General features: G+C 70.9%; 21 protein-coding genes. 11 read left to right on the top strand and 10 right to left on the bottom strand.

All coding sequences use genetic code 11. The features are described 5' to 3' along the window. Window positions 1-8: 8 nt before the first annotated feature. The gene (locus tag CUT44_RS16290) at window positions 9-2,153 is read left to right on the top strand and encodes a SpoIIE family protein phosphatase (protein WP_100202594.1); all 2,145 of its coding nucleotides are present in this window, start codon (window positions 9-11) and stop codon (window positions 2,151-2,153) included. A gap of 124 nt (window positions 2,154-2,277) precedes the next feature. On the opposite strand, the gene CUT44_RS34545 is transcribed toward CUT44_RS16290, so the two are convergent. Then, the gene (locus CUT44_RS34545; RefSeq protein ID WP_269846185.1) at window positions 2,278-2,412 is read right to left on the bottom strand and encodes a hypothetical protein; all 135 of its coding nucleotides are present in this window, start codon (window positions 2,410-2,412) and stop codon (window positions 2,278-2,280) included. A gap of 313 nt (window positions 2,413-2,725) precedes the next feature. Between CUT44_RS34545 and CUT44_RS16285 the strand changes: the two genes are divergently transcribed. Next, window positions 2,726-3,085: a WhiB family transcriptional regulator gene (locus CUT44_RS16285; RefSeq protein WP_100202593.1), complete on the top strand. Its 360-nt coding sequence runs from the start codon at window positions 2,726-2,728 to the stop codon at window positions 3,083-3,085. A 46-nt stretch (window positions 3,086-3,131) separates the two neighbouring features. Here CUT44_RS16285 and glpX read toward each other — a convergent pair whose 3' ends face one another. Beyond that, window positions 3,132-4,166 (bottom strand): class II fructose-bisphosphatase, encoded by a 1,035-nt coding sequence (gene glpX / locus CUT44_RS16280; RefSeq protein ID WP_100202592.1) that lies wholly within the window; start codon window positions 4,164-4,166, stop codon window positions 3,132-3,134. 156 nt (window positions 4,167-4,322) lie between these two features. Here glpX and CUT44_RS16275 point away from each other — a divergent pair, with 156 nt between their 5' ends. Continuing rightward, window positions 4,323-4,874: a DUF4245 domain-containing protein gene (locus tag CUT44_RS16275; RefSeq protein WP_100202742.1), complete on the top strand. Its 552-nt coding sequence runs from the start codon at window positions 4,323-4,325 to the stop codon at window positions 4,872-4,874. A 67-nt stretch (window positions 4,875-4,941) separates the two neighbouring features. Here CUT44_RS16275 and CUT44_RS16270 read toward each other — a convergent pair whose 3' ends face one another. From CUT44_RS16270 to xseA, 3 genes are all read right to left on the bottom strand, one after another. Next, window positions 4,942-5,535: a malonic semialdehyde reductase gene (locus CUT44_RS16270; protein ID WP_100202591.1), complete on the bottom strand. Its 594-nt coding sequence runs from the start codon at window positions 5,533-5,535 to the stop codon at window positions 4,942-4,944. A 117-nt stretch (window positions 5,536-5,652) separates the two neighbouring features. After that, complete coding sequence (locus tag CUT44_RS16265; RefSeq protein WP_100202590.1) at window positions 5,653-5,958, bottom strand: exodeoxyribonuclease VII small subunit; 306 nt, start codon at window positions 5,956-5,958, stop codon at window positions 5,653-5,655. 79 nt (window positions 5,959-6,037) lie between these two features. Then, the gene (xseA, locus tag CUT44_RS16260; RefSeq protein WP_100202589.1) at window positions 6,038-7,273 is read right to left on the bottom strand and encodes an exodeoxyribonuclease VII large subunit; all 1,236 of its coding nucleotides are present in this window, start codon (window positions 7,271-7,273) and stop codon (window positions 6,038-6,040) included. Between the two features lie 126 nt (window positions 7,274-7,399). Here xseA and CUT44_RS16255 point away from each other — a divergent pair, with 126 nt between their 5' ends. Then, window positions 7,400-8,380: a 4-hydroxy-3-methylbut-2-enyl diphosphate reductase gene (locus tag CUT44_RS16255; protein ID WP_100202588.1), complete on the top strand. Its 981-nt coding sequence runs from the start codon at window positions 7,400-7,402 to the stop codon at window positions 8,378-8,380. Window positions 8,381-8,423: 43 nt separating this feature from the next. Here the strand turns inward: CUT44_RS16255 and CUT44_RS16250 are convergent, their stop codons facing one another. Next, window positions 8,424-8,984, bottom strand: coding sequence for a DUF6542 domain-containing protein (locus CUT44_RS16250; RefSeq protein ID WP_100202587.1), 561 nt, complete (start codon window positions 8,982-8,984; stop codon window positions 8,424-8,426). Between the two features lie 139 nt (window positions 8,985-9,123). Between CUT44_RS16250 and ychF the strand changes: the two genes are divergently transcribed. From ychF to CUT44_RS16230, 5 genes are all read left to right on the top strand, one after another. Continuing rightward, window positions 9,124-10,212, top strand: coding sequence for a redox-regulated ATPase YchF (ychF, locus tag CUT44_RS16245; protein ID WP_100202586.1), 1,089 nt, complete (start codon window positions 9,124-9,126; stop codon window positions 10,210-10,212). 429 nt (window positions 10,213-10,641) lie between these two features. Then, complete coding sequence (locus CUT44_RS16240) at window positions 10,642-10,887, top strand: type II toxin-antitoxin system VapB family antitoxin (protein ID WP_100202741.1); 246 nt, start codon at window positions 10,642-10,644, stop codon at window positions 10,885-10,887. After that, entirely contained in the window at window positions 10,884-11,297 is a 414-nt protein-coding gene (locus CUT44_RS16235; RefSeq protein WP_100202585.1) for a PIN domain nuclease, read from the top strand. Before CUT44_RS16240 ends, CUT44_RS16235 begins: the two co-directional genes overlap by 4 nt. 12 nt (window positions 11,298-11,309) lie before the next feature. Further along, window positions 11,310-11,444 carry a hypothetical protein gene (locus tag CUT44_RS34540; RefSeq protein WP_269846184.1) on the top strand — a complete coding sequence of 45 codons (135 nt, stop codon included), beginning with the start codon at window positions 11,310-11,312 and terminating at the stop codon, window positions 11,442-11,444. 81 nt (window positions 11,445-11,525) lie between these two features. Next, on the top strand, window positions 11,526-12,326 hold the full coding sequence (locus CUT44_RS16230; RefSeq protein ID WP_456300519.1) for an IS5 family transposase: 801 nt from the start codon (window positions 11,526-11,528) through the stop codon (window positions 12,324-12,326). Between the two features lie 66 nt (window positions 12,327-12,392). Here CUT44_RS16230 and CUT44_RS16225 read toward each other — a convergent pair whose 3' ends face one another. After that, a complete protein-coding gene (locus CUT44_RS16225) occupies window positions 12,393-14,321 on the bottom strand; it encodes a UbiA prenyltransferase family protein (RefSeq protein ID WP_100202584.1) in 1,929 nt (642 codons plus the stop codon). A 474-nt stretch (window positions 14,322-14,795) separates the two neighbouring features. Between CUT44_RS16225 and CUT44_RS16220 the strand changes: the two genes are divergently transcribed. Then, a complete protein-coding gene (locus tag CUT44_RS16220) occupies window positions 14,796-16,976 on the top strand; it encodes a DEAD/DEAH box helicase (RefSeq protein WP_199185725.1) in 2,181 nt (726 codons plus the stop codon). Window positions 16,977-17,117: 141 nt separating this feature from the next. Here the strand turns inward: CUT44_RS16220 and CUT44_RS16215 are convergent, their stop codons facing one another. Both CUT44_RS16215 and CUT44_RS16210 read right to left on the bottom strand, forming a co-directional pair. Continuing rightward, window positions 17,118-18,374 carry an NADH:flavin oxidoreductase/NADH oxidase family protein gene (locus tag CUT44_RS16215; RefSeq protein ID WP_100202582.1) on the bottom strand — a complete coding sequence of 419 codons (1,257 nt, stop codon included), beginning with the start codon at window positions 18,372-18,374 and terminating at the stop codon, window positions 17,118-17,120. Next, window positions 18,371-19,276 carry an NAD(P)-dependent alcohol dehydrogenase gene (locus CUT44_RS16210; protein WP_199185724.1) on the bottom strand — a complete coding sequence of 302 codons (906 nt, stop codon included), beginning with the start codon at window positions 19,274-19,276 and terminating at the stop codon, window positions 18,371-18,373. The genes CUT44_RS16215 and CUT44_RS16210 overlap by 4 nt, the downstream gene beginning before the upstream one ends. Window positions 19,277-19,568: 292 nt before the next feature. On the opposite strand from CUT44_RS16210, the gene CUT44_RS16205 reads away from it, so the two are divergent. Continuing rightward, a complete protein-coding gene (locus tag CUT44_RS16205; protein WP_100202580.1) occupies window positions 19,569-20,138 on the top strand; it encodes a TetR/AcrR family transcriptional regulator in 570 nt (189 codons plus the stop codon). Between the two features lie 252 nt (window positions 20,139-20,390). Here CUT44_RS16205 and CUT44_RS32545 read toward each other — a convergent pair whose 3' ends face one another. Then, a complete protein-coding gene (locus tag CUT44_RS32545) occupies window positions 20,391-21,494 on the bottom strand; it encodes an alpha/beta hydrolase (protein ID WP_102248712.1) in 1,104 nt (367 codons plus the stop codon). Window positions 21,495-21,621: the final 127 nt, after the last annotated feature.

The following is a 21,621-nucleotide window of genomic DNA, read 5'->3' as shown; positions in this document are numbered from 1 at the left end:
CACGCCCGATGCGCGGCCCCGGACGGATGGAAACCCAACGCGTGACGGAGTACCCGACCCCCCAGCAGTCCGCCGCCCGGCCGACGGGCGGCGGCGCGCGGACGGCCGCGCCCGTGGCCGGCCGTACCGGGACCGCGCCCGCCGCGCTTCCCGGCTCCCGCGACAGCGACCGCCACCCGCCCGGCCTCACGGCCGCCTCCCAGGACGTCCCGCACAGCGCTCCGGCCCAGCCGCCGGAGGCGGAGCACGCCCAGGACACCGGCCACGCCCGCCCGGCCGGCGGCGCCCCCGAACCGGAACCGGGCGGCCGCAGCCGCCCCGGCACCCCGGAGGACACCGCCCCGGACACCGCGCCCGGCACGGCCGGACACCCCGGCGTACACCCCGGCGGGGACGAGCGGGCCGAGCAGGAGCGGCGCGGCGGCGACCGGCTGCGGTTCGTGGGCGCCGCCACCCGGCGCATCGCCCGCGGCGTGGACCTGGACGAGACCGTGCTCGGTCTGTGCCGGGCCACCGTGCCCGCGTTCGCCGACGCGATCCTGGTCTATCTGCGCGACCCGCTGCCGGTCGGGGACGAGCGCCCCGCCGGTCCCGCCGTGCTGCGGCTGCGCCGTACCGACCGGCTGCCGGACTACGCAGCCCAGCCGCCCGTCCCGGCCGGCGCCGAGGCGGAGGCCTCCGACACCGGCGAGTTCCCGCTGCCGCTGCCGGCCGTCCCGCCGGACGGGACCGGGGGCGGGGCGACGGAGCTGGTCGAGGTGCGCGGCGGCGGCGCGCTGGCCGAGGTGCTGCGCGGGGTGCGGCCGGTGTTCGGCGACGTGCCCACCGCCCGCGGGGCGCTGCCCGAGCTGCTCGGCTCCGGCTGCGAGGTGCCGGGCGGGCGCCGGGTGATCCTGGCCCCGCTGCGCGGCCGGCGCCGGGTGATCGGCGCGGCCGTCTTCCTGCGCCGCCCGGACCGGGCCGTCTTCGACGCCGACGACCTGCTGGTCGCCGCCCAGCTGGCCACCCACACGGCGCTGGGCGTGGACAAGGCGGTGCTCTACGGCCGTGAGGCGTACATCGCCGACGAGCTCCAGCGCACCATGCTCCCCGACGTGCTGCCCCAGCCGGTCGGGGTGACGCTGGCCAGCCGGTACCTGCCGGCCGCCGAGACCGCCCGGGTGGGCGGCGACTGGTACGACGCGATACCGCTGCCCGGTGGCCGGGTGGCCCTGGTCGTCGGGGACGTCATGGGCCACTCCATGACCTCCGCGGCGATCATGGGCCAGCTGCGGACCACCGCGCAGACCCTGGCGGGGCTGGACCTGCCGCCCCAGGAGGTGCTGCACCACCTGGACGAACAGGCCCAGCGCCTCGGCTCCGACCGCATGGCGACCTGCCTGTACGCCGTCTACGACCCGGTCGCGCACCGGATCGTGGTGGCCAACGCCGGGCATCCGCCGCCGGTGCTGCTGTACCGCGACGGCCGGGCGGAGGTACTCCACATCCCCGCCGGCGCGCCCATCGGGGTGGGCGGGGTGGACTTCGAGGCGGTGGAGCTGGACGCCCCCGCCGGGGCCACGCTGCTGCTCTACACCGACGGGCTGGTGGAGTCCCGCCACCGGGACGTGTGGACCGGTATCGAGCAGCTGCGCGAGAAGCTCACCGAGACGGCCGGGCTGACCCGCCCGGACACCCCGCCGCCGCTGGAACCGCTGTGCGACGAGGTGCTGGACATCCTCGGCCCCGGCGACCGGGACGACGACATCGCGCTGCTGGCGGCCCGCTTCGACGGGATCCCGCCCAGCGACGTGGCGTACTGGTACCTCGACCCGCGCGCCCAGACCGCGCGGCAGGCCCGCCGGCTGGCGCGGCGCGCGCTGGAGCGGTGGGACCTGGAGGAGCTGACGGACTCGGTCGAGCTGCTGGTCAGCGAGGTGGTCACCAACGCCGTGCGGTACGCCGAGCGGCCCATCACGCTGCGGCTGCTGCGCACCGACACCCTGCGCTGCGAGGTCGGGGACGACGTGCCGCAGCTGCCCAGGCTGCGGCAGGCGCGGGCCACGGACGAGGGCGGCCGGGGGCTGTACCTGGTCAACCGGCTCGCCCGGCGCTGGGGCGCCACCCGGCTGAGCACCGGCAAGGTGGTGTGGTTCGAGCTCCTGCTGCCCTGAGGACCGGGGATACGCCGGCCCCCGCCGGCCCCCGCCGGCACAGCCCCGGCCGCCGCGGACGCCGCGGACGGCCGGGGGAGCACGGCTCGAAGCCGTTCCGCGTCAGGCCGGGGCGCCCGGACGTTCATGCGCGGTCCCGGGCGAGCAGGCCGTACTCCGGGTTCCGGTCCGCCGTCATGACCGCCGCGGCCGCCCCGGCGGCGGTGTGCGCCCCGGGGGAGAGGGCGGCCCGCGCCCCGGGGGCCGGCTCGGCCGGCACCCGGCGGTTCCGGTCACCCGGCGGGCGGCGGCCGTCCGGCGGGCCGCCCGCCGGACGTTCGCGGAAGGGAATCCCGCCTCCGATGCCACGGCCCGCGGACCGCCGTCCGGAGGGCGGCCAGCGGGTCCCGGATGGAGGCGGAGCAAGGGCCTCCGGTGATACGCCACCGTATGCATAAGCGCGCGCACAGTGGGTAGGCCGGATGCATCGTCTCTCGTACGGCCGCAGCGCGAACCGCCGTGCGCAGCCAGGCGGATCAAGGTGACTCAATCGACAGATCGAACAGCCGTAGCCCGTCGTCAGGAGTAGACCCGTGCTGCCAATGCCGCATCAGTCCCTGCAGGCCGCCGCCGTCCCTGTCCAGCGCACGTCCGCACGGGAACAAGCCGGGCCGTGGCACTCCGAGGCGGTCTGCCGCAGGGACGAGGCCGGGCTGTTCTTCGCGCCCTCCAAGGAGCCCACAGCCGCCCGTCTTTCCCGGGAGCAGGCGGCCAAACGTGTCTGCGCGCGCTGTCCCGTGCTCGTCGACTGCCGTGAGCACGCGCTGCTCCAGCCCGAGCCGTACGGGGTGTGGGGCGGCCTGACGGCGGCCGAGCGCAGGGTGATGCTCGCCCGGCGCCGCCGCCGCGACACCGACGCGGTGCAGCCCGCGCCGGTGTCCCGTATCGCCTGACGGGGCGGGCCGGCCCGTCGCACCGGCGAAGGGCCGGCCCGCCCCGTCAGCTCGCCCGGTCGAAGTCGATGGCGCTGTAGGCGCGGAGCTTCGACAGCCGGTGGGTGGAGTCGATCAGCCGGATCGTGCCGGACTTCGACCGCATCACCAGCGACTGGGTGGCGGCGGTCTCCCCGCGGTAGCGCACCCCGCGCAGCAGCTCGCCGTCGGTGACCCCGGTGGCGACGAAGAAGACGTTGTCGCCGCTGACCAGGTCGTCGGTGGTCAGCACCCGGTCCAGGTCGTGGCCCGCGTCCAGTGCCCGGTGCCGCTCCTCGTCGTCCTTCGGCCACAGCCTGCCCTGGACGACACCGCCCAGGCACTTGATCGCGCAGGCCGAGATGACTCCCTCCGGCGTGCCGCCGATCCCCAGCAGCAGATCGACACCGGTGCCCTCCCGGGCGGCCATGATCGCACCCGCGACGTCGCCGTCCGCGATGAACTTGATCCGGGCGCCCGCCTCCCGGACCTCCTTCACGACGCCGTCGTGCCGGGGCCGGTCGAGGATCACCACCGTGACGTCCTCCGGGGAGCGGCCCTTGGCCTTGGCCACCCGGCGGATGTTGACCGCGGGCGGGGCCGTGATGTCGACGAACTCCGCCGCCTCCGGGCCGGTGACCAGCTTGTCCATGTAGAACACGGCGCTGGGGTCGAACATCGAGCCGCGCTCGGCCACCGCCAGTACCGACACCGCGTTGCCCATGCCCTTGGCCGTCAGCGTCGTGCCGTCCACCGGGTCCACGGCCACGTCGCACTCCGGGCCGGTCCCGTCGCCCACCCGCTCGCCGTTGTAGAGCATCGGGGCCTCGTCCTTCTCCCCCTCCCCGATGACGACCACGCCGTTCATCGAGACGGTGGAGACCAGGGTGCGCATGGCCTTCACGGCGGCGCCGTCCGCGCCGTTCTTGTCACCGCGGCCGACCCAGCGGCCCGAGGCCATGGCGCCCGCCTCGGTCACCCGGACGAGTTCGAGGGCGAGGTTGCGGTCGGGAGCCTCGGGGCTGACTTCGAGCTGGGAGGGGAGATGGTGGTGATCGGTCATCGTGACGCACCTTTCTGCACGTCTGTACGGCGTCCGAACGCGACGGCCGTTTGAGGGTGCTCCGACCTTATCGAGGGACTTGTCAAGTGAGCAGGGTGCCCCACGGATGAGCGCTCATGCCGCCTTCGGGGGGTGCCGCTCCGGACCGGTGCCGGGATGGGGGACCATGGGAGGGTGGCAAGCAGCAAGCGCGGCAGACAGACGGCACGGGACATGGTGCTGTCGATGCTGGTGGTCCTCCTGGGCGCCGGCATCGCGTACCTGTTCATCCCGCACGACGACTCCCTGGACCCGGTCCGCCCGATCAGCTACGACGTGGAGCTGGTCACGGCCCGGCGCGCGGCGCCGTACCCGGTGGCCGCGCCGGTGGGGCTGCCCGCGGACTGGCGGGCCACCTCGGTGGACTACGAGGCGCAGAGCGACCAGGGGGCCGTGTGGCATCTGGGCTTCATGGATCCGGACAACGAGTACGCGGCCGTCAAGCAGAGCGACGGCAGGCCGGAGAAGTTCATCACGAAGGTCACCCACGGGGCGGAGCCGACCGGGCGGAACCGGACGGCCGGCGGCGAGGAGTGGGAGCACTACGAGGGACCGAAGTACGACGCGCTGGTGCGGCGGGAGCCCGGGGTGACCACGGTGGTCACGGGCACCGCGCCGCTCGGCAGCCTCACCCGGCTGGCCGCCGCGCTCGAGACCTCGGAAGGCTGAGCGGGCTTGAGAGGGCGCTGAGAGGGCTGATCGGCGGCGGCCGGGACGGCGGGAGCCGGGCCGGGTGTCAGACGGTGGTGACGACGTCCTCGTAGGCCGGCCGCGGCGACCGGGGGCGGTAGGAGCCGGGGCCGGGCCGGCCGATGTTGACCACGGCCAGCACCTTGTGGCGGCCGTCGCCGAAGAACTCCTTGTCGATGCCCTCGGCGTCGAAGCCGGTCATCGGGCCGGCGGCCAGCCCGGCGGCGCGGATGCCGACGATGAGGTAGCCGAGCTGGATCGCGGCGTTGAAGGAGCCGGTCCTCTCACGGACCGGGAGCTCGGAGAAGAACCGGTCCTTCAGGCCCGGAGCGTGCGGGAGCAGCTCCGGCAGCCGCTCGTGGAAGTCGAGGTCCACCGAGACGATCGCGGTCAGCGGCGCGGCCGCGGTCTTGGCCCGGTTGCCCTCGCTCAGCAGCGCCACCAGCCGCTCCCGGGCTTCGGGGGAGCGGACCAGGGTGAGGCGCAGGGGCGACTGGTTGAAGGCGGTCGGCCCGTACTTCACCAGGTCGTGGACCGCCCGGAGCTGCTCGTCGGTCACCGGTTCGTCGGTGAAGGCGTGGGCGGTGTGCGCCTCACGGAAGAGCAGGTCCTGGGCGGCGGCGTCGAGGGCCAGGCTCACGGGGGCCTCCGGGTGGGGTCGGAAAAACTGCTGAAACGTGCACCAACCACCCTAAAGGTGAGCGCTCAACCATTCAACCGCCGACCCGGTCACACGGCGGCGGTCACACGGCGGCGGTCACATCCCCGGCGCCTCGTCCTCCGTCTCCCCGGCCCCGTCCGTCTCCCCGGCCCCGTCCGCCTCCCCGGCCGCTCCGCCGGGCGGTCCGTCGTCCTCCGCGGCCAGCGCCGCGTCCAGCCGGGCCCGGGCACCCTCCAGCCGGCGGCGGCAGACCGCGGCCAGCTCCTCGCCGCGCTCCCACAGCGCGAGCGACTCCTCCAGCGTCGAGCCGCCCGCCTCCAGGCGGCGGACCACCGCGATCAGTTCGTCACGCGCCTGCTCGTAGCCCGGCTCCCCGGCCGGCGGGGTACTCGTGTCCGTCATGCGCCCCAGCCTAGAGCCGGTGTCGGACAACCCCGGGACATCCCCGCACGCCCTGTACGGCCCGCACGCCGCGGTCCGCTCACCCGTCCTCCGCCGCCCGCTCATCCGTCTGCCGCGCGACCACCCGCAACTCGCCCTCGGCGAGCCGGGCACGCAGCTCCTCGCCGTCCGCCACCTCCTCCGCCGCCCGCACCACGCTCCCGTCGGCCCGCCGCAGCACCGCGTAGCCCCGCTTGAGCGTCGCCGCGGGCGAGAGCGCGACGACCCGGGCGGTGGTGTGCTCCAGCTCCGCCTCGGCCCGCGCCAGCAGATGCCCGAAGGTGCGGCGGCCCCGCTCCAGCAGCGCCCCGACCTGCTCCTCGCGCTCGGTGACCATGGTGTACGGCCGGGCCAGCACCGGACGGCTCACCGTGTCGGCCAGCCCCCGCTCCTGCCGCTCCAGCAGCACCTCCACCGCCCGCCGCGCGCGCTCGCCGAGCTGCCGCACCCGCTCCAGCTCCTCGCGCACGTCCGGGACGACGTCCTTGGCGGCGTGCGTGGGCGTCCGGGCGCGCAGATCGGCCACCAGGTCCAGCAGCGGGGTGTCCGGCTCGTGCCCGATGGCCGAGACCACCGGGGTGACGCAGCCGGCCACCGCCCGCACCAGCTGCTCGTCGGAGAACGGCAGCAGGTCCTCGACACTGCCGCCGCCCCGGGCCACGATGATCACGTCCACCGCCGGATCGGCGTCCAGCTCCCGTACCGCCTCGATCACCTGCGGCACCGCGTGCACCCCCTGCACCGCCACATTGCGCACCGCGAAGCGGACGGCGGGCCAGCGCTGCCGGGCCGTCTCCAGCACGTCCCGCTCGGCGGCCGAGGCACGGCCGGTGACCAGTCCGATCAGCGCCGGCAGGAAGGGCAGCGGCTTCTTCCGCTCGGCCGCGAACAGCCCCTCGGCGGCCAGCGACTTCTTCAGCCGCTCCAGCCGCGCCAGCAGCTCGCCGACCCCGACCGGCCGGATCTCCGCGGCCCGCAGCGAGAGCTGGCCGCGCGGCGCGTACCACTCCGGCTTGCCGTGCACCACCACCCGGGCGCCCTCGCCCACCGCGTCCGCCACCTGGTCGAAGACACCGCGGAAGCAGGTCACGGTGATCGAGATGTCGTACGAGGGATCGCGCAGGGTCAGGAACACCACGCCCGCGCCGGGCCGCCGGGACAGCTGGGTGATCTGCCCCTCGACCCATACGGCGCCGAGCCGGTCGATCCATCCGCCGATCAGCCGCGACACCTCGCCGACGGGGACCGGCGCCTCGGGCGACGTGTTGAGAGCCATGCGAGGAGGCTAGCCGTCCGCTCCGACAGCCCGACAGCCCGACAGCCCGACAGCCCGACAGCCCGACAGCCCCGCCGGAGCGGCACCTGCCCCGGTGCCCCGCGGTCCGGCCCGTACGATGGCCCCATGACTGCTACGACCGCACGCCGGGTCCTGCTCGCCTCGCCCCGCGGCTACTGCGCGGGCGTCGACCGCGCGGTGATCGCCGTCGAGAAGGCACTGGAGCAGTACGGCGCGCCGATCTACGTCCGTCACGAGATCGTCCACAACAAGTACGTCGTGCAGACCCTGGAGAAGAAGGGAGCGATCTTCGTCGACGAGACGGAGGAGGTCCCCGAGGGCTCCATCGTGATGTTCTCCGCGCACGGCGTGGCGCCGATCGTGCACGAGGAGGCCGAGCGGCGGAGACTGGCGACCATCGACGCGACCTGCCCGCTGGTCACCAAGGTCCACAAGGAGGCGGTCCGCTTCGCCCAGGAGGACTACGACATCCTCCTGATCGGCCATGAGGGGCACGAGGAGGTCATCGGCACCTCCGGCGAGGCCCCCGACCACATCACCGTCGTCGACGGCCCGCAGGACGTGGCGGGCGTCACCGTCCGCGACGAGTCCAGGGTCGTCTGGCTCTCCCAGACCACCCTGTCCGTTGACGAGACCATGGAGACCGTCGACCGGCTCAAGGAGAAGTTCCCGAAGCTGGTCTCCCCGCCCAGCGACGACATCTGCTACGCCACGCAGAACCGGCAGATCGCGGTCAAGCAGCTGGGCGCCGACTCCGACCTGGTGATCGTCGTCGGCTCGCAGAACTCCTCGAACTCCAAGCGGCTCGTCGAGGTCGCCCTCGGCGCCGGAGCCCGGGACGCCCACCTGGTGGACGGCGCCGGCGAGATCGACGAGGCCTGGCTGGAGGGCGTCACCACGGTCGGCGTCACCTCCGGCGCCTCCGTCCCCGACGTACTGGTCGAGGAGGTCCTGGAGTGGCTGGCCGGGCGGGGCTACGCGGACGTGGAGATCGTCAAGGCGGCCGAGGAGACCATCACCTTCTCGCTGCCCAAGGAGCTGCGCCGGGACCTGCGTGCCGAGGCGGCGCGGAAGGCCGCCGGCTGAACCGTACGGGCCGCCCGGACGGCACGGCCCCGTCCGGGCGGGGCTAACCGGCCGGACCGGACCGGGCGGCGGCCCGGTCGGCGTCCTTCCGGTCCGGGCCCTCCCGGTCCGCCCGGCCGTCCCGGTCCGCGGGTGCGGCCCGTCTGCGGGCGGCACCGCGGTGGCGGACGAGGACGACCGCCACCGCGGTCAGTGTGCCGCCGTACACCCATCCGGCGTTGACGGCCAGCACGGTCACCAGCTCCACCAGCAGGCCGGCCGCTCCGTCCGCCTCGTCGCCGAGGAACAGCGCCCCGGCGGTGAACGCGATCGGTGCCGCGACCGGCGCGGCGAGCAGCTCCGCGGGGCGTACCCACAGCGCGCACACGGCGCTGACCAGCACGAAGCAGATCCCGTAGACGGCGGGATCGCCGCCCAGCAGCAGCGCGTCCAGCCCGCCGGCCGCCGTCATCGCCCCGACGGCCAGCAGCCCGCAGCCGAGCCCGGTGAGCCGTGCTCCGGACGGCCGGGGGGGCCGGGGAGGCCGGGGCGCTCCGGAGGAGGCGGACCGGTCCGCCCGGTGCCGCCGACGGTCGCGGGGCGCGTGCGCGCTGTGTTGCTCCACCGCACCAACGTAGGACGCCGACCGCCCCGGAGCGGGGCACGGACACGCCCTGCCAGCCCTTCGGGTGCCCGTAGACTGGTGGATCGGCCCACTCCCGGGCCGGTCCACCAAGATCCTCTCGCTTACGGGAAGTCGCCACGTGTCGCTCACGATCGGAATCGTCGGCCTGCCCAATGTCGGCAAGTCGACCCTGTTCAACGCCCTGACCAAGAACGACGTGCTGGCGGCCAACTACCCGTTCGCCACCATCGAGCCGAACATCGGCGTCGTCGGCGTCCCCGACACCCGGCTGGCGAGGCTCGCGGAGATCTTCGGCTCGGAGCGTGTCGTTCCGGCGACCGTGGACTTCGTCGACATCGCGGGCATCGTGCGCGGTGCCAGCGAGGGCGAGGGGCTGGGCAACAAGTTCCTGGCGAACATCCGCGAGTCGGACGCGATCTGCCAGGTCATCCGCGCCTTCGAGGACGAGAACGTCGTCCATGTGGACGGCCGGGTCTCACCGGCGGGCGACATCGAGACCATCAACACCGAGCTGATCCTCGCCGACCTCCAGACGATCGAGAAGGTCCTGCCGCGGCTCCAGAAGGAGTCCCGGATCAAGAAGGACGTCCAGCCCAAGGTGACGGCGGTCGAGGAGGCCCAGGCGATCCTGGAGGAGGGCCGGACCCTGTTCTCGGCGGGCTTCGTCCAGGGCTCGGAGCGGGCCGCCCTCCTGCACGACCTGCACCTGCTCACCACCAAGCCGTTCCTCTACGTCTTCAACGTCGACGAGGACGAGCTGGTGGACGAGGACTACAAGGAGGAGCAGCGCAAGCTGGTCGCCCCGGCCGAGGCGATCTTCCTCAACGCCAAGCTGGAGTCGGACCTCGCCGAGCTGGACGAGGCCGACGCCCTCGAACTGCTCCAGTCGGTCGGCCAGGACGAGCCGGGCCTGGCCACCCTGGCCCGCGTCGGCTTCGACACCCTGGGCCTGCAGACGTATCTGACGGCCGGCCCCAAGGAGGCCCGCGCCTGGACGATCCGGAAGGGCGCCACGGCCCCGGAGGCGGCCGGGGTGATCCACACCGACTTCCAGAAGGGCTTCATCAAGGCCGAGGTCATCTCCTTCGCGGACCTCATCGAGGCGGGCTCGGTCGCCGAGGCCCGCGCCCGGGGCAGGGCGCGCATGGAGGGCAAGGACTACGTCATGCAGGACGGCGACGTGGTGGAGTTCCGCTTCAACGTTTAGCCGTCTCGCGGGATCGCCCCCCTGATCTGCATATGCGCAGGTCAGGGGGCTGTTCGCTGCTCGGATTCGTTCGTTGCGGCGGAACGTTCGGGATCTGGGGTCGGGAGATGGGATGCAGCGTTTTTGCAGGCCGGGGCAGTGCTGGATGGTAGTTGAAGCTGGGCGGGGTTTCCGATGGCTGGATCTTGGCTGGTTCGTCCCGGCCTGGTGAAGCCTTCGCATCGGGAGCTGAGTTTCCTCACGTGACAGCCCGCCGGCCATGCGACGACCCCAGGAGCGGCACCGGCTCACCGTGCCGGAGGCACTCCGGCACGGGGCGGACGCTTGAGCCCACTGCACCGCAGTGGTGGGTCGCGCGTCGTTCGGAAGGCGAGGACGCATGCTGTATATCCATGGTAGATTCTGGATATATGGAAAGGGGTGGAGTATATGGGGAAGACGCTGATCGAGCTTGATGAGCAGGCGCTCGCCGCGGCACAGCGGGCTTTTGGGACGAAGACGAAGAAGGACACGGTCAACCGCGCCCTCCGTGAGGTCAGTGACCGGGTCAAGCGTCACGAGGCGCGCTTGACGGCCGAGGGGATGGCGGCTGAGGCTCTGGATCTGGATGTCCTGTTGGACAAGTCGCGGTACCGTCCCGGCTCCGCGGCGGCTGACGGGGATCGGGCTGCGTGAACTACTTGGCCGACACGTCTGCGGTGGCGCGTTTCCTGCAGCATGGTGCGGACGCGTGGGGGTGGGGGGAGGCGCTGGACTCCGGGTTGGTCGGCATGTGTGAGATCACCGAGTTGGAGGTGCTTCGGTCTGCACGGTCGTCCGGCCACCACCAGCAGATGCAGCGGCATCTGAACGGGTTCTATGCCTGGGCGCCGATCCCGGATGACGTTTACCAGCGCGCGCGTGAGGTTCAGCAGATTCTTGTCGGGCACGGTGAGCACCGCAGCGCCGGACCGGTGGACCTGCTCGTTGCCGCCGTCGCCGAGTTGTCCGGTCTTGTGTTGCTGCACTGCGGCCGGGACTTCGAGGCGCTCGCCCGGCATACGGGTCAGCGCACCGTGATGCTCACGGATCGCGGCCGGTCTTGACCGTGCCCTCGTGTGGCGCGGTGGACCGAGCTGCCCGGAGCCGCCGCGACGTTGTTCCGGCTGCTGGATCCTGGCTGGACCGTGATCAAGATCTCGGGGTTTTCGCAGGTCGTCGTGGTGCCGTCGATGTTCCGCTTCAACGTTTAGTCCACGCCGTGGCGTAAGTTATTCGTTGGCAAAACAGCAGCTCAGATGGAGTCGTGTCATCCAGATCGCGACCCCGTCTCCGTGCCCGTGCCGGATCGGTGCTGGGTGATCCTGCTCTTCGTCACCCGCGCCTGGACGGCGGACGGCACCTGGGACCGCGTCCACGACGCGCTGCGGGAGAGGGCGCGGGCCGCCGACGGGCGGGATCCGCAGCCCTCGGCGGCCGTACTGGACTCGCAGTCCGCCCGGACCAGCGAGGGCGGTGAGGCGATCGGGTTCGACGCGGGCAAGCGGGTGCGCGGGCGCAAGCGTCATCTGCTGGTGGACACCTGCGACCTGGTCCCCAAAGCGGTGGTGCACTCGGCCTCGATACAGGACCGGGCCGGAGCCGAACTGGTACTCGGCGGCGTCCGCCGACGCTTTCCACTGCTGGGGCCGGTGTGGGTGGACGGCGGCTACGTCAATGCGGTCGACGCCCGGCTGGTGGGCTGGGCCGCCAAGAACGAGCGCCTGGAACTGATGGTCGTGCCGCGCGACGCGGACGTGAAAGGCTTCCGGGTACTGCCCCGCAGGTGGGTGGTGGAGTGGACATTTTCCTGGCTGGGACGGTGCAGAAGGTCGGCCCGGGACTACGAGCGCAGGACCGCGCGCGCCGAAGCGATGATCAAGGCGGCCATGATCCGGCTCATGCCCGCCCGGCTGGCCGGCGAGGACATCGAGCCACACGGCCCGATCGAGACCGAGGCAGCCCGACACCTTGTCGAAGACCTCAACAGCGAAGATCAGTCATCTGGTTACGCAGCACTTTCCGGACCGGGATGGCCGGGTGGCATGCGCAGTCGTGCCGGGTTCTGCTCACCCTGCCGCGCTACCTTGCGATAGCCGTACGCTCCTCCGCCGATGAGGAAGCGGCGCAGGTTCGAGACCTTTCAGGATCCCGCGATTAATTCAGTTTATTTCTCGCCAGGTCTCTTCCCCGACAACCCATCGGATAATTCGCAGAAGTATCTTCCTTGCTCTCTCCGACAAGTTCTTGGCGAAGTTCTTCAGCTGGATGTAGGACTGCTGGGAAAAAGATACGTAGGTGAATCCGCACAGTAGCCATGGGAAAGAAATGAGGACTGCGTCGGTAATCGGGTCCCCGGAGCCCGACAGGTACGGCAGGGAGGCGATAAGGAAAGAAGAAAGCGCAATCCCGGAAAAAGCTGTAAGGGCGGAGCTCCGCGCAACAATGACTGCCGCCAGGCCTGCCAGTAACATGCTCGGCGCCATCTGGCGTACATCGATTTGATGCTGCGCCAGAAGTGTTCCGAGAGGCGCTGAGCAGAGTGCAGTGGAGAGGAAAGCGACACGCCATGGTGCGAACAGTGTCCGTACATTTTCCGGTCTGGCGAGGACAGGTTCTCCCTCGCATGGAGGGAAGGCCGGCGAGGAACGCTGATGAGGAGGCGAGGTGAGGTCCACTCGGGGGATGCGAAGGTAGGGGAGCAGCAGCATGATGTGGCGCTTCCTGCGGAGGGCGCTGTCGGCGATGTGCCACTCGTTTGACGTCTGCCGGCCGCAGAAACTTGTGGCTTCCAGCACCCAGGTCATCAGGACGAACATGATTCCAAAGGTGTATGCATAGGCGACCCCCGAGAGTGCCAGCGTGCTGAGTACAGGTTCCCCGGCGGCGTGGAGACCGACCAAGAAACGGATTGCGTAACCTGCCCCGACGACGCTCCACAAGAGTCGTGCTGCGATGTTGCTGTGTTTCTCGGTGTCACGAAGTCGCTCGTACAGCAGCGCGATGCCCAAAACCAGTAGAATCAGAGACAGGGTGGCGACTGTCTGATCCAGGATGAACCCGAGTGCAAGAGAAGCGGAGAGTCGAAGAATGGCCACGAACAGACTCGCGCCTATAATGAACCGGGCATGTGCCGGTGACTCCACCTGAGGCAGGCGAAAACGGGAACCGGATTGAGGGTGGTTCAGATCGTCCTTGAGGCCCCGGATGTCGTTCCACTGATACCTGGCCGAGTACACCAGGTACTCGGTGATGAGCAGGTGTACGGCCATGGAAGTCCAGTCGTACTCTTTTCCATTTGCCCAGGACGCAAGAATGAAGACCAGCGGAACGAAGAGCCACTTGATCCAGTCCTCGGGTCGCGGGAGTATCAGGTATGAAACAAGGCTGCGCCCTTCCGTGTTCATAGCGGCGCCCTCGAACATGGAGTCCCCTTGTCGAGAGGCAAAACCTTTCGCGGCGCGAATGAAGGTCCGTCTCGCACCCAGAGTGACAGAGACGACACTTAGAAACAGAACAGTGAACGAGATTCCATAGCCGGTCAACATGCCCATGCGGTAGGCGTGGGGAAGCTTGAGTGCTATGTAAAGCGTCAGACCGCCGAATGTGAAGAACGCGATCAGCATCGTTATGATTGTCAAGAACCTGTGGCCGATGCGCCCTCTGCGCAGCGAGGTGATTTCCAGCAGAATTCCTGTGTGTGAGGCTGGTCCGATGTTGGCGATGGCTGTGAGCTGCTTCAGAGGAGCCTGCGCGTACTCTCTCAGCTCTTTCTCCAGTGCTCGCATGTAGTAACTTCGCACTGCGGCGGATGCGCCGGTCAACTGGAGAACGGCAAGAACTCCGAGAGGGACGGCCGGGGCGCCTGCGAGGAAGATGTGAGGTACTTTGGGGGAGCAGCCGTCGTCTTGGCGTAACTGGCATGCTTCGCTCACCAGCGTTGCGATTACCGCTAGGAGCGCAATCGCGACACCGGAGATCGCTGCCTGCATATTCTGGTGAGTTCGTTCGTCCTCGCGTGCCATGGAGTAGTCGAGCAGGAGGACATCGAACCGCCTGCTGTCCTCCTGCGGCGCTGATGTGCTGTCCATGAATACCCTTAGCTTCGGCGACCACTATTACTGGACATGGCTCTCTGCTGGTCCATGGGTTCTGCCCGGGGAACGCGCATCACCAGCGCGAAGACCGTGAGAGTGAGTCTGCCGCATTTCCTTGCCCGGCATGGACCGTTCGTGGAATTGTGACCTTTCCATCGAGGTTGCACTCGTAGCGCTGGAGACGGCGTTGAGGGCGAGCGGCTCACCCTCGGCCGACGTCCCTGCGTACGTCGGTGCCGGCCTCCCCCCAGATGCCGAACCTCCGGTGGTTTCGCCGGGCTTCGACCAGGTGGGCCCTGTGGCTCCGCCTGCCGGGACCGGTCGGCGGAATCGGACGTGGTCGTCCTGCCGGAAGCAGTCCGGGCAAGTGCCGTGGGAGCCGGGCGGCATCCGTGCGGATGCCTGAACACGTGCCGGAATCCGGTGTGGCGGTGGGAGGATGCGGGGGCGTGGAGAAGGGTGGACGGGGTGGGGCGCGGTGAACGGAACGTGGTGGCGAGAGGGGCGCGGCTGCACGAGGCGGCGCTGTCGGTGGTCGGCGACCACGGCAAGGCCGTCGAGGCGGTACGGGCGGCCCTGAAACCGATCCAGGACTCGGCGGTGGCACGGGAGCTTGATGCCATCCCCGTCGCCCGGTTGCAGGACGTCACCGAAGGACGGCTGCGCCTGGGCAGCGTCGAGAGGAGCGGACTGCGCACGGTCGGCCGGGTACTGGAAGCGGGCCCCTACCGGTTGCTCCAGATCCCCGGGGTCGGCCGACGCACCGTTGACCAGGTCCTCGCCGCCGCTCGCCGGTTGTCCGAGGCCGCACACGAAACGGTGGCCGTCCACATCGACGTGGACCGGCCGGAGCCGCGGACCACCGCGCTCGTCACGGCTCTGCACGTGCTGGTGGAGGCCGGCCCGGACGCCCGGCGCGCGGTCGACACGGCGGCCGGCCTGTCGAGACGACTGGGTCCGCTGTTGGCCGCCGCCGGGCCCGCCGCCGGGCGGCTGAGGATGCTGCTGGCCGGCCGGGAGAAGAAATCCCGTGCGCTGGCGGCGGTCGCGGAGATCCGGTCGGTGGTGGACGAGGCGGACCAGGCGGGTGTCCCCGGGCTGTTCGCCCAGACATCGGTGGATCTGCTGCGAGGGCCTTCGTCCGACATCGCGGCCTGGGTCGACTTCGAACTGCGCTCTGCCGAGTACTACAGCCTGCTTGCCGAGATCTCCGGCCGTGCGCCCGACGCGGCTGCTGCCGAGGGGTTCCTGCCCGAGGAGATCGCGGAGCGGGTTCGGGGCCAGCAACTCGACGACTCCCACCGCCGGGTCTCCCTGCGCGGCTACCAGGCGTTCGGTGCCCGGTTCGCCTTGGCGCAGCGCAAGGTGATGCTCGGCGATGAGATGGGCCTCGGCAAGACCATTCAGGCAATAGCAGCCTTGACTCATCTGGCTGCCGAGGGGCAGAGCCACTTCATGGTCGTCTGCCCGGCGAGCGTCCTGGTGAACTGGACGCGCGAGATCGAGGCCCGCAGCACCTTGCGTGTCATGGTCCTGCACGGCCCGGACCGGCAGTACGCGTTCGCCGACTGGAAGGGGCGGGGCGGGGTGGGTGTGACCACCTTCGACGCGCTGCGCGGATTCCCCGCCCCGGGCGGCGGAGAGGTCGGCATGCTCGTGGTGGACGAAGCGCACTCCGTGAAGAATCCGGAGGCTCTGCGCTCCCAGGCCGTGGCTCAGTGGGCGGAGCGCTGCGAGCGCACGCTCTTCATGACCGGCACCCCGATGGAGAACCGGGTCGCCGAGTTCCGCAATCTGGTGCGGATGCTGGACCCCGGCCTGGCGGAATCCCTCGGTGACCGGGACGCGCCGGCCGGGTCCACGGCCTTCCGCAGGGCCGTCGCACCGGTCTACCTGCGGCGCAACCAGGAGGACGTGCTGACGGAGCTGCCCAGCCTCCAGCACACGGACGAGTGGGAGGAACTGAGCGCCGCTGACGAGGCGGCCTACCGCGAAGCCGTGCGCGACGGCAACTTCATGGCGATGCGCAGGGCCGCGTACACGCACCCCGGGAAGTCGGCCAAACTGGGCCGACTGCGGGAGATCGTCCGGGAGGCCGGCGAGAACGGGCAGAAGACGGTGGTCTTCTCCTACTTCAAGGACGTACTGAGTACGGTGCGGGAAGCGCTCGTCGCCGGTTCCGTCGGCGGTGCCCCGGTGCTCGGCCCGCTCACCGGAAACGTACCGGCCGGACGGCGGCAGCAGGTCGTCGACGACTTCGCGGCCGCCCCGGGGCCCGCGGTGCTGCTGGCGCAGATCCAGGCAGCGGGCATAGGTCTCAACATGCAGGCCGCCTCCGTCGTCATCATCTGCGAACCCCAGATCAAGCCGACCGTCGAGCACCAGGCGGTGGCTCGGGCCCACCGCATGGGTCAGGTCAGGCCGGTCCGGGTGCACCGCCTCCTGGCCACGGGGGGAGTGGACGAGCGCATGGTGAGGATGCTGGAGAACAAGACCCGCCTGTTCGATGCCTACGCCCGCCGCAGTGCCGTGGCGGAGGCCACCCCGGACGCGGTCGACGTGTCGGACACCGAGCTGGCCCGGCGGATCGTGGAGGAGGAACAGGCACGCCTGGGTATGGCGGGCGAGGGGCGGGCGGAGTCCGAGTGAACCGGGCCGAGGGAACGGCCGGCCCGGTGGATGTCTCCCGTCGGGGACGAGACCGGTGCGCCGGTGCTCCGTCCTGCGAGTGCCGAAGGTTCTGACCGGGCGTCGGCGCATGCGCCGACGCCCGGTCAGGGGCCGAACGTCCTAGGAGGTCGTCGACCGCTCTCGACGCCGGCGGCGGAGCGCGCGGGATCGCCGGTACCGGTCGACGAAGAGGGCGGCGGCCGGGGCGAGCGTTGGTCTTGAACGGCCGCGGCTGAGATCGTGCAGTCGCGAGGTAATGCTTGCCTGTACCGCTGCCGCGCGAAGGGACCTGGATCGGAGAGAGGAGCGAGGGGCCGGGACCTCGCCGTCCTCGCCCGCGAGCCAGCGGAGGGGGGCGTCGGGCCGTTGCGCGAGCGCGGTCGCGACACCGACGAGAGAGAACCCGCGCGCTATCACGTCTTCTGCGACCCGTGCCCGTCGGATCCCGCCGGTGAGCATGAGAGGAATCGAAGCGTCCGCGACGAGCTCTCCGGCGAGCTTGAGGAAGTAGGCCTCGCGCTCCAGGGTGCGCTCGTCCGCCGGGTGACCGGCCGTGGCAAGTGACTCGATGCTCCCGCCGGACAGCTCGACGAAGTCGACACTGCCGCCGAGCCACTCGATGACGTGGTGTGCGTCTTCGAGGTCGAAGCCGCCACGTTGGAAATCCGCCGAGTTGAGCTTGACGGCGACGCCGAAACCAGGTGACACGCGCGCGCGGACGGCCGCGACGACGTCGAGGAGCAGCCTGGCACGGTTGCGGAGGGAGCCTCCCCACTGGTCGGTCCGCTTGTTGACCAGCGGGGAGAGGAACTGGGCGAGCAGGTATCCATGCGCGGAGTGGATCTCGACACCGGCGAACCCCGCCTGCTCGGCGAGCTCCGCCGTGACCGCGAAGCGTTCCACGGTGTCCCGGATGTCGCCTGCCGTCATCGGCTCGGGTGCCGGAAAGAGCTTCGAGAGCGGGCCGATGTCCACGGGCACCGCCGAGGGCGCCAGTGCTCGCGAGCCGGTGTCCCGCTGGACGACTCTCCCCGGGTGGTTGATCTGCATCCAGAACGAGCTCTTCTCCGCGGCCGCCGCCCACTCCCGGAAGGGCGCGAGGTCGCCGGCGGCGTCCAGGACGACATCGGCCGGCTGCGCGACGGCCGACCGGTCGACCATGACGTGTCCCGTCAGCATCATGCCCACACCGCCCCTGTCCCAGGTGCGGTAGAGCGTCACGAGCCGGGCGTCGGGATGGCCGCCCCTGCCCGCGAGCTGCTCCTCCATCGCCGCCTTCACGATGCGGTTGGGAAGAGTGATGCCGCAGGGCAGCCGCAGGGGGGAGGCGAACTCCGGAGCGGTGGCCCGCCCGTGGTCCTGGAACCGGGACGTCATCGCTGGAGCACCAGCTTTCCGGTGGCCCGTCCCGCGCGACTCTCCTCGAACGCCGCGGTCACGCCCTCCAGCGTCAGCGGGAAGGAACGGGAGACGTGGACGCGGACCCGGCCGCCCTCGACCAGCTCGTTCACACGCCGCAGAAGGGCCCCGGAGGCCTTGAGGAAGACGGGAACGTACTTTGTTCCCCGCGGACCCGCGCCCCGGACCCTGCGAGCGGTGATCGTCGTCAGGAGCCGGGCCGCGGAGGCGGGTGTGACCACGCCGTCCTCGTCGCGTGCGATCGTCACGAACCGTCCTCCCGGACGCAGGACCCGCCGCGCCCGTGTCCACTGCTCGCGTCCGCCGACGCAGTCGACCACCACGTCGAACGAGTCCGCGCCGAAGCCGGCCGACAGATCGGTCGCGTTCCTGTCGATGACCTCGTCCGCTCCCAGGGACCGCACGAACCCCTGGTTGCGCGCGCCGGCGACACCGAGTACGAAGGCCCCGGCCGCACGTGCCATCTGGACGGCGAAGTGGCCGACGCCTCCGGACGCCCCGATCACCGCGACACGGGTTCCGGCCGCGACCTGGCCGCGGTCCAGGCAGGTCATCGCTGTCTGCGCCGCAAGCGGGACCGCGGCGGATTCGGCGAAGTCCAGCCCTGCCGGTGCGTGGGCGAGCAACCGCGAGTGCACATTGACGTACTCCGAGGCGCCACCTCCGTCGATCTCGTTGTCGGCGTGCACCCGGTCACCCACTCGGAACGAGGTGACCTGATCCCCGACCGCGGTGACGACACCGGCAAGGTCGAACAGCGGCGTGAACGGGAAGCGGCGGCGGGTGATGAGGCGCCGGTTCCCCTCGATCATCTGCCAGTCGATGGGGTTGACCGCTGCCGCCCGGACATGAACCTGCACCTCCTGGGGTCCTGGAGCGCGGACGGGAACCACCTCTGACAGCGCGAGCACGTCACGAACCGCTCCGTAGCGGCTCTGCACGATTGCTTGCTGAGTGTGTGGCACTGCGGAAGTCATCAAGGAGCCCCTTCAAGGGAACCGGCCTGCGGGACGGTGCGGGAGGAAGTCGGGCGGCGCGCGCAGGGATGAGCCCGCGCCTGAGGCCACTCCGATAATTGCTGTACTGATAATTTAGTACTGTACTGCATGTCCAGTAGTGGCCTGTTGGGCCGAGCCGGGCTATCCTTGAGGAGTGGCAAAGTCGTCCGGTGGGCCCGGGGATCCGCGCGTGGCGCGCACGCGGCGCGACGTCATCAGAGCGAGCGCCGCGTCACTGCTGGAAGAAGGCTGGGAGGCGACGACGCACGCCGAGGTCGCCCGGAGGGCCGGGTATTCGAAGGCGACGATCTACGCGCACTGGCCCACCTCCGTCGATCTCATGCGGGATGCGATCACCTATATCTGTGAGGACGCCGCCCACCCGCCGACCGGCGGAAACCTCTACGAAGACCTCCACGACTCGCTGAGCGCGCTCGCGCTGACACTGTCGGAAGGCCGGTACGACCGGTTGATGGCAGGCGTCATCGAACGCGCCGGCCACGACGAAGGCGCGCGGGACCTCCGAGACCGCCTGTACGAGACCGCCACGACCGGAGTCCGCGGCGTCCTCGCCGCGCATCTCCGGCCCGACGACGTCGAGCCCTGCCTCGCCATGCTGGTCGGCGCGATCCTCGTCCGAGCGACCTACGAGGGCGAAACGGTGACCTCCGCGTTCATCGCCGACATCATCGATCGCGCTCTCGACCGCACCGCGCCAAGCTGAAACGCCTGGTCAAGCTCGGCATCCTCGCCGGGGCCGACGCCGGCAGCGGGTGCGCCGGGAACGGCCGGCCCGGTGGACGGCTCCCGTCGGGGACGAGACCGGTGCGCCGGTGCTGCGGTGTGGTGTGGCGACCGGTGTCCCGATGTGCCGGACGTGTGCTGGACCGGGGTGTCCAAGTACCCGGAGCTCCGTCCGGAGGGCGGTCCGGGGCCCGGTGGCGGCTGCGGCCACCGGGCCGGGCCCGCGACGCGGTCAGTAGCTGTCCGTCTCCGTGTCGACGCCCGGGAACTGCCCGGCGTCGGTCAGGACCGGGAGCACGGACCGGTCGCCCTTCAGGCTGTACGCGTAGAAGGCGCGCAGGTAGGTGACCAGGAGACCCTGCTGCTGCTCCGGGGTCGGCCGTCCCGCCGTCTTGGGGCAGGTGGTGTCGTCGCCGCCGCTCGGCTCCGGCCCGGCGGTCCACTCGGTGTTGAAGTAGTTGTGGTTGCCCTTGGTCAGGCGGAGCAGGAAGCCGTTGGCACCCGAGTGGCCGCGGGCGTCCTCGAAGTACGACTCGTTGCCCAGCGACCAGCATCCGGTCGAGACCACCGCGAACGGCGCTTCCGTCACCAGCGTGTCGAAGAAGCCGCTCGGCCCGGGGGAGGCGAGGGAGACCGCCCCGCGGATCCGTACGCCGTCCGGCAGTTCCTCCCGGTTGCCGTCGGCGGCCTGGTACATGACGGCCTCACCGGCCACCGAGTGGCCCATCGTGCCGACCCGGTCCAGGTCGAGGCGGTTCCTCAGGCCGGGAGTCGTCGGCTCGCCGGTGTGCGCGTCGGTGAAGCGGCCGGCGAGCGGCCCGCCACCGGTCTCGGAGAACTGTCCGAGCAGTTCCAGGTGGCGGTTGATCAGGCGTGCGCGCTGCGGGGCGACACCCATGTGGTAGTTGAGGCCGTTCGCGTTGGGCGCCACCACCACGTAGCCGTCCCGCGCCAGTGCGTCGGCGAGGTAGTCGTAGCCCCGGTGGTTGGGGTAGGGGTCGACGCCGGGCGGGCACGGCCAGTCCCAGTCCTCCTCGCGGGGGGAGTGGCAGGGGAGCTGCTGGCCGTGCATCAGCACGACCACCGGCAGCTTGCCGTCGATGTTGCGCGGGTAGTGGACGACGGCCCGGAGCTCGGAGACCCCGTGCCAGTCCGCCGGGTCGGTGAACACTTCGTCGCCCAGGTCGTACTCGACGACACCGACCGGGTCGGCGGCTGCGGCGTCGGTGGCCTGCGCCCGCAGGCCGGGACCGGCCGTCAGGGCGGCGAGAGCGGCGGCGAGTGCCAGCGCGGCAGCGCCGGGGCGGACACGTCTTCCACGGAATGTACGGAACATGACGAACCCTCGATCGGGTGGGCGGTGGTGGGTGACCCTCGTGGGCGCCACGCCGGGGCGGTGCGGTCACGCTCCGCCGGAACGGCGGTGCGCCCCGGCCCCGGGGCCCCGGGTGACCGGGAACGAC

Source organism: Streptomyces carminius (assembly GCF_002794255.1).
In the GTDB taxonomy this organism is placed as follows: Bacteria; Actinomycetota; Actinomycetes; order Streptomycetales; family Streptomycetaceae; genus Streptomyces; species Streptomyces carminius.
Note: the sequence above shows the minus strand (reverse complement) of the source record. Positions and strands in the feature narration are given on the sequence as shown.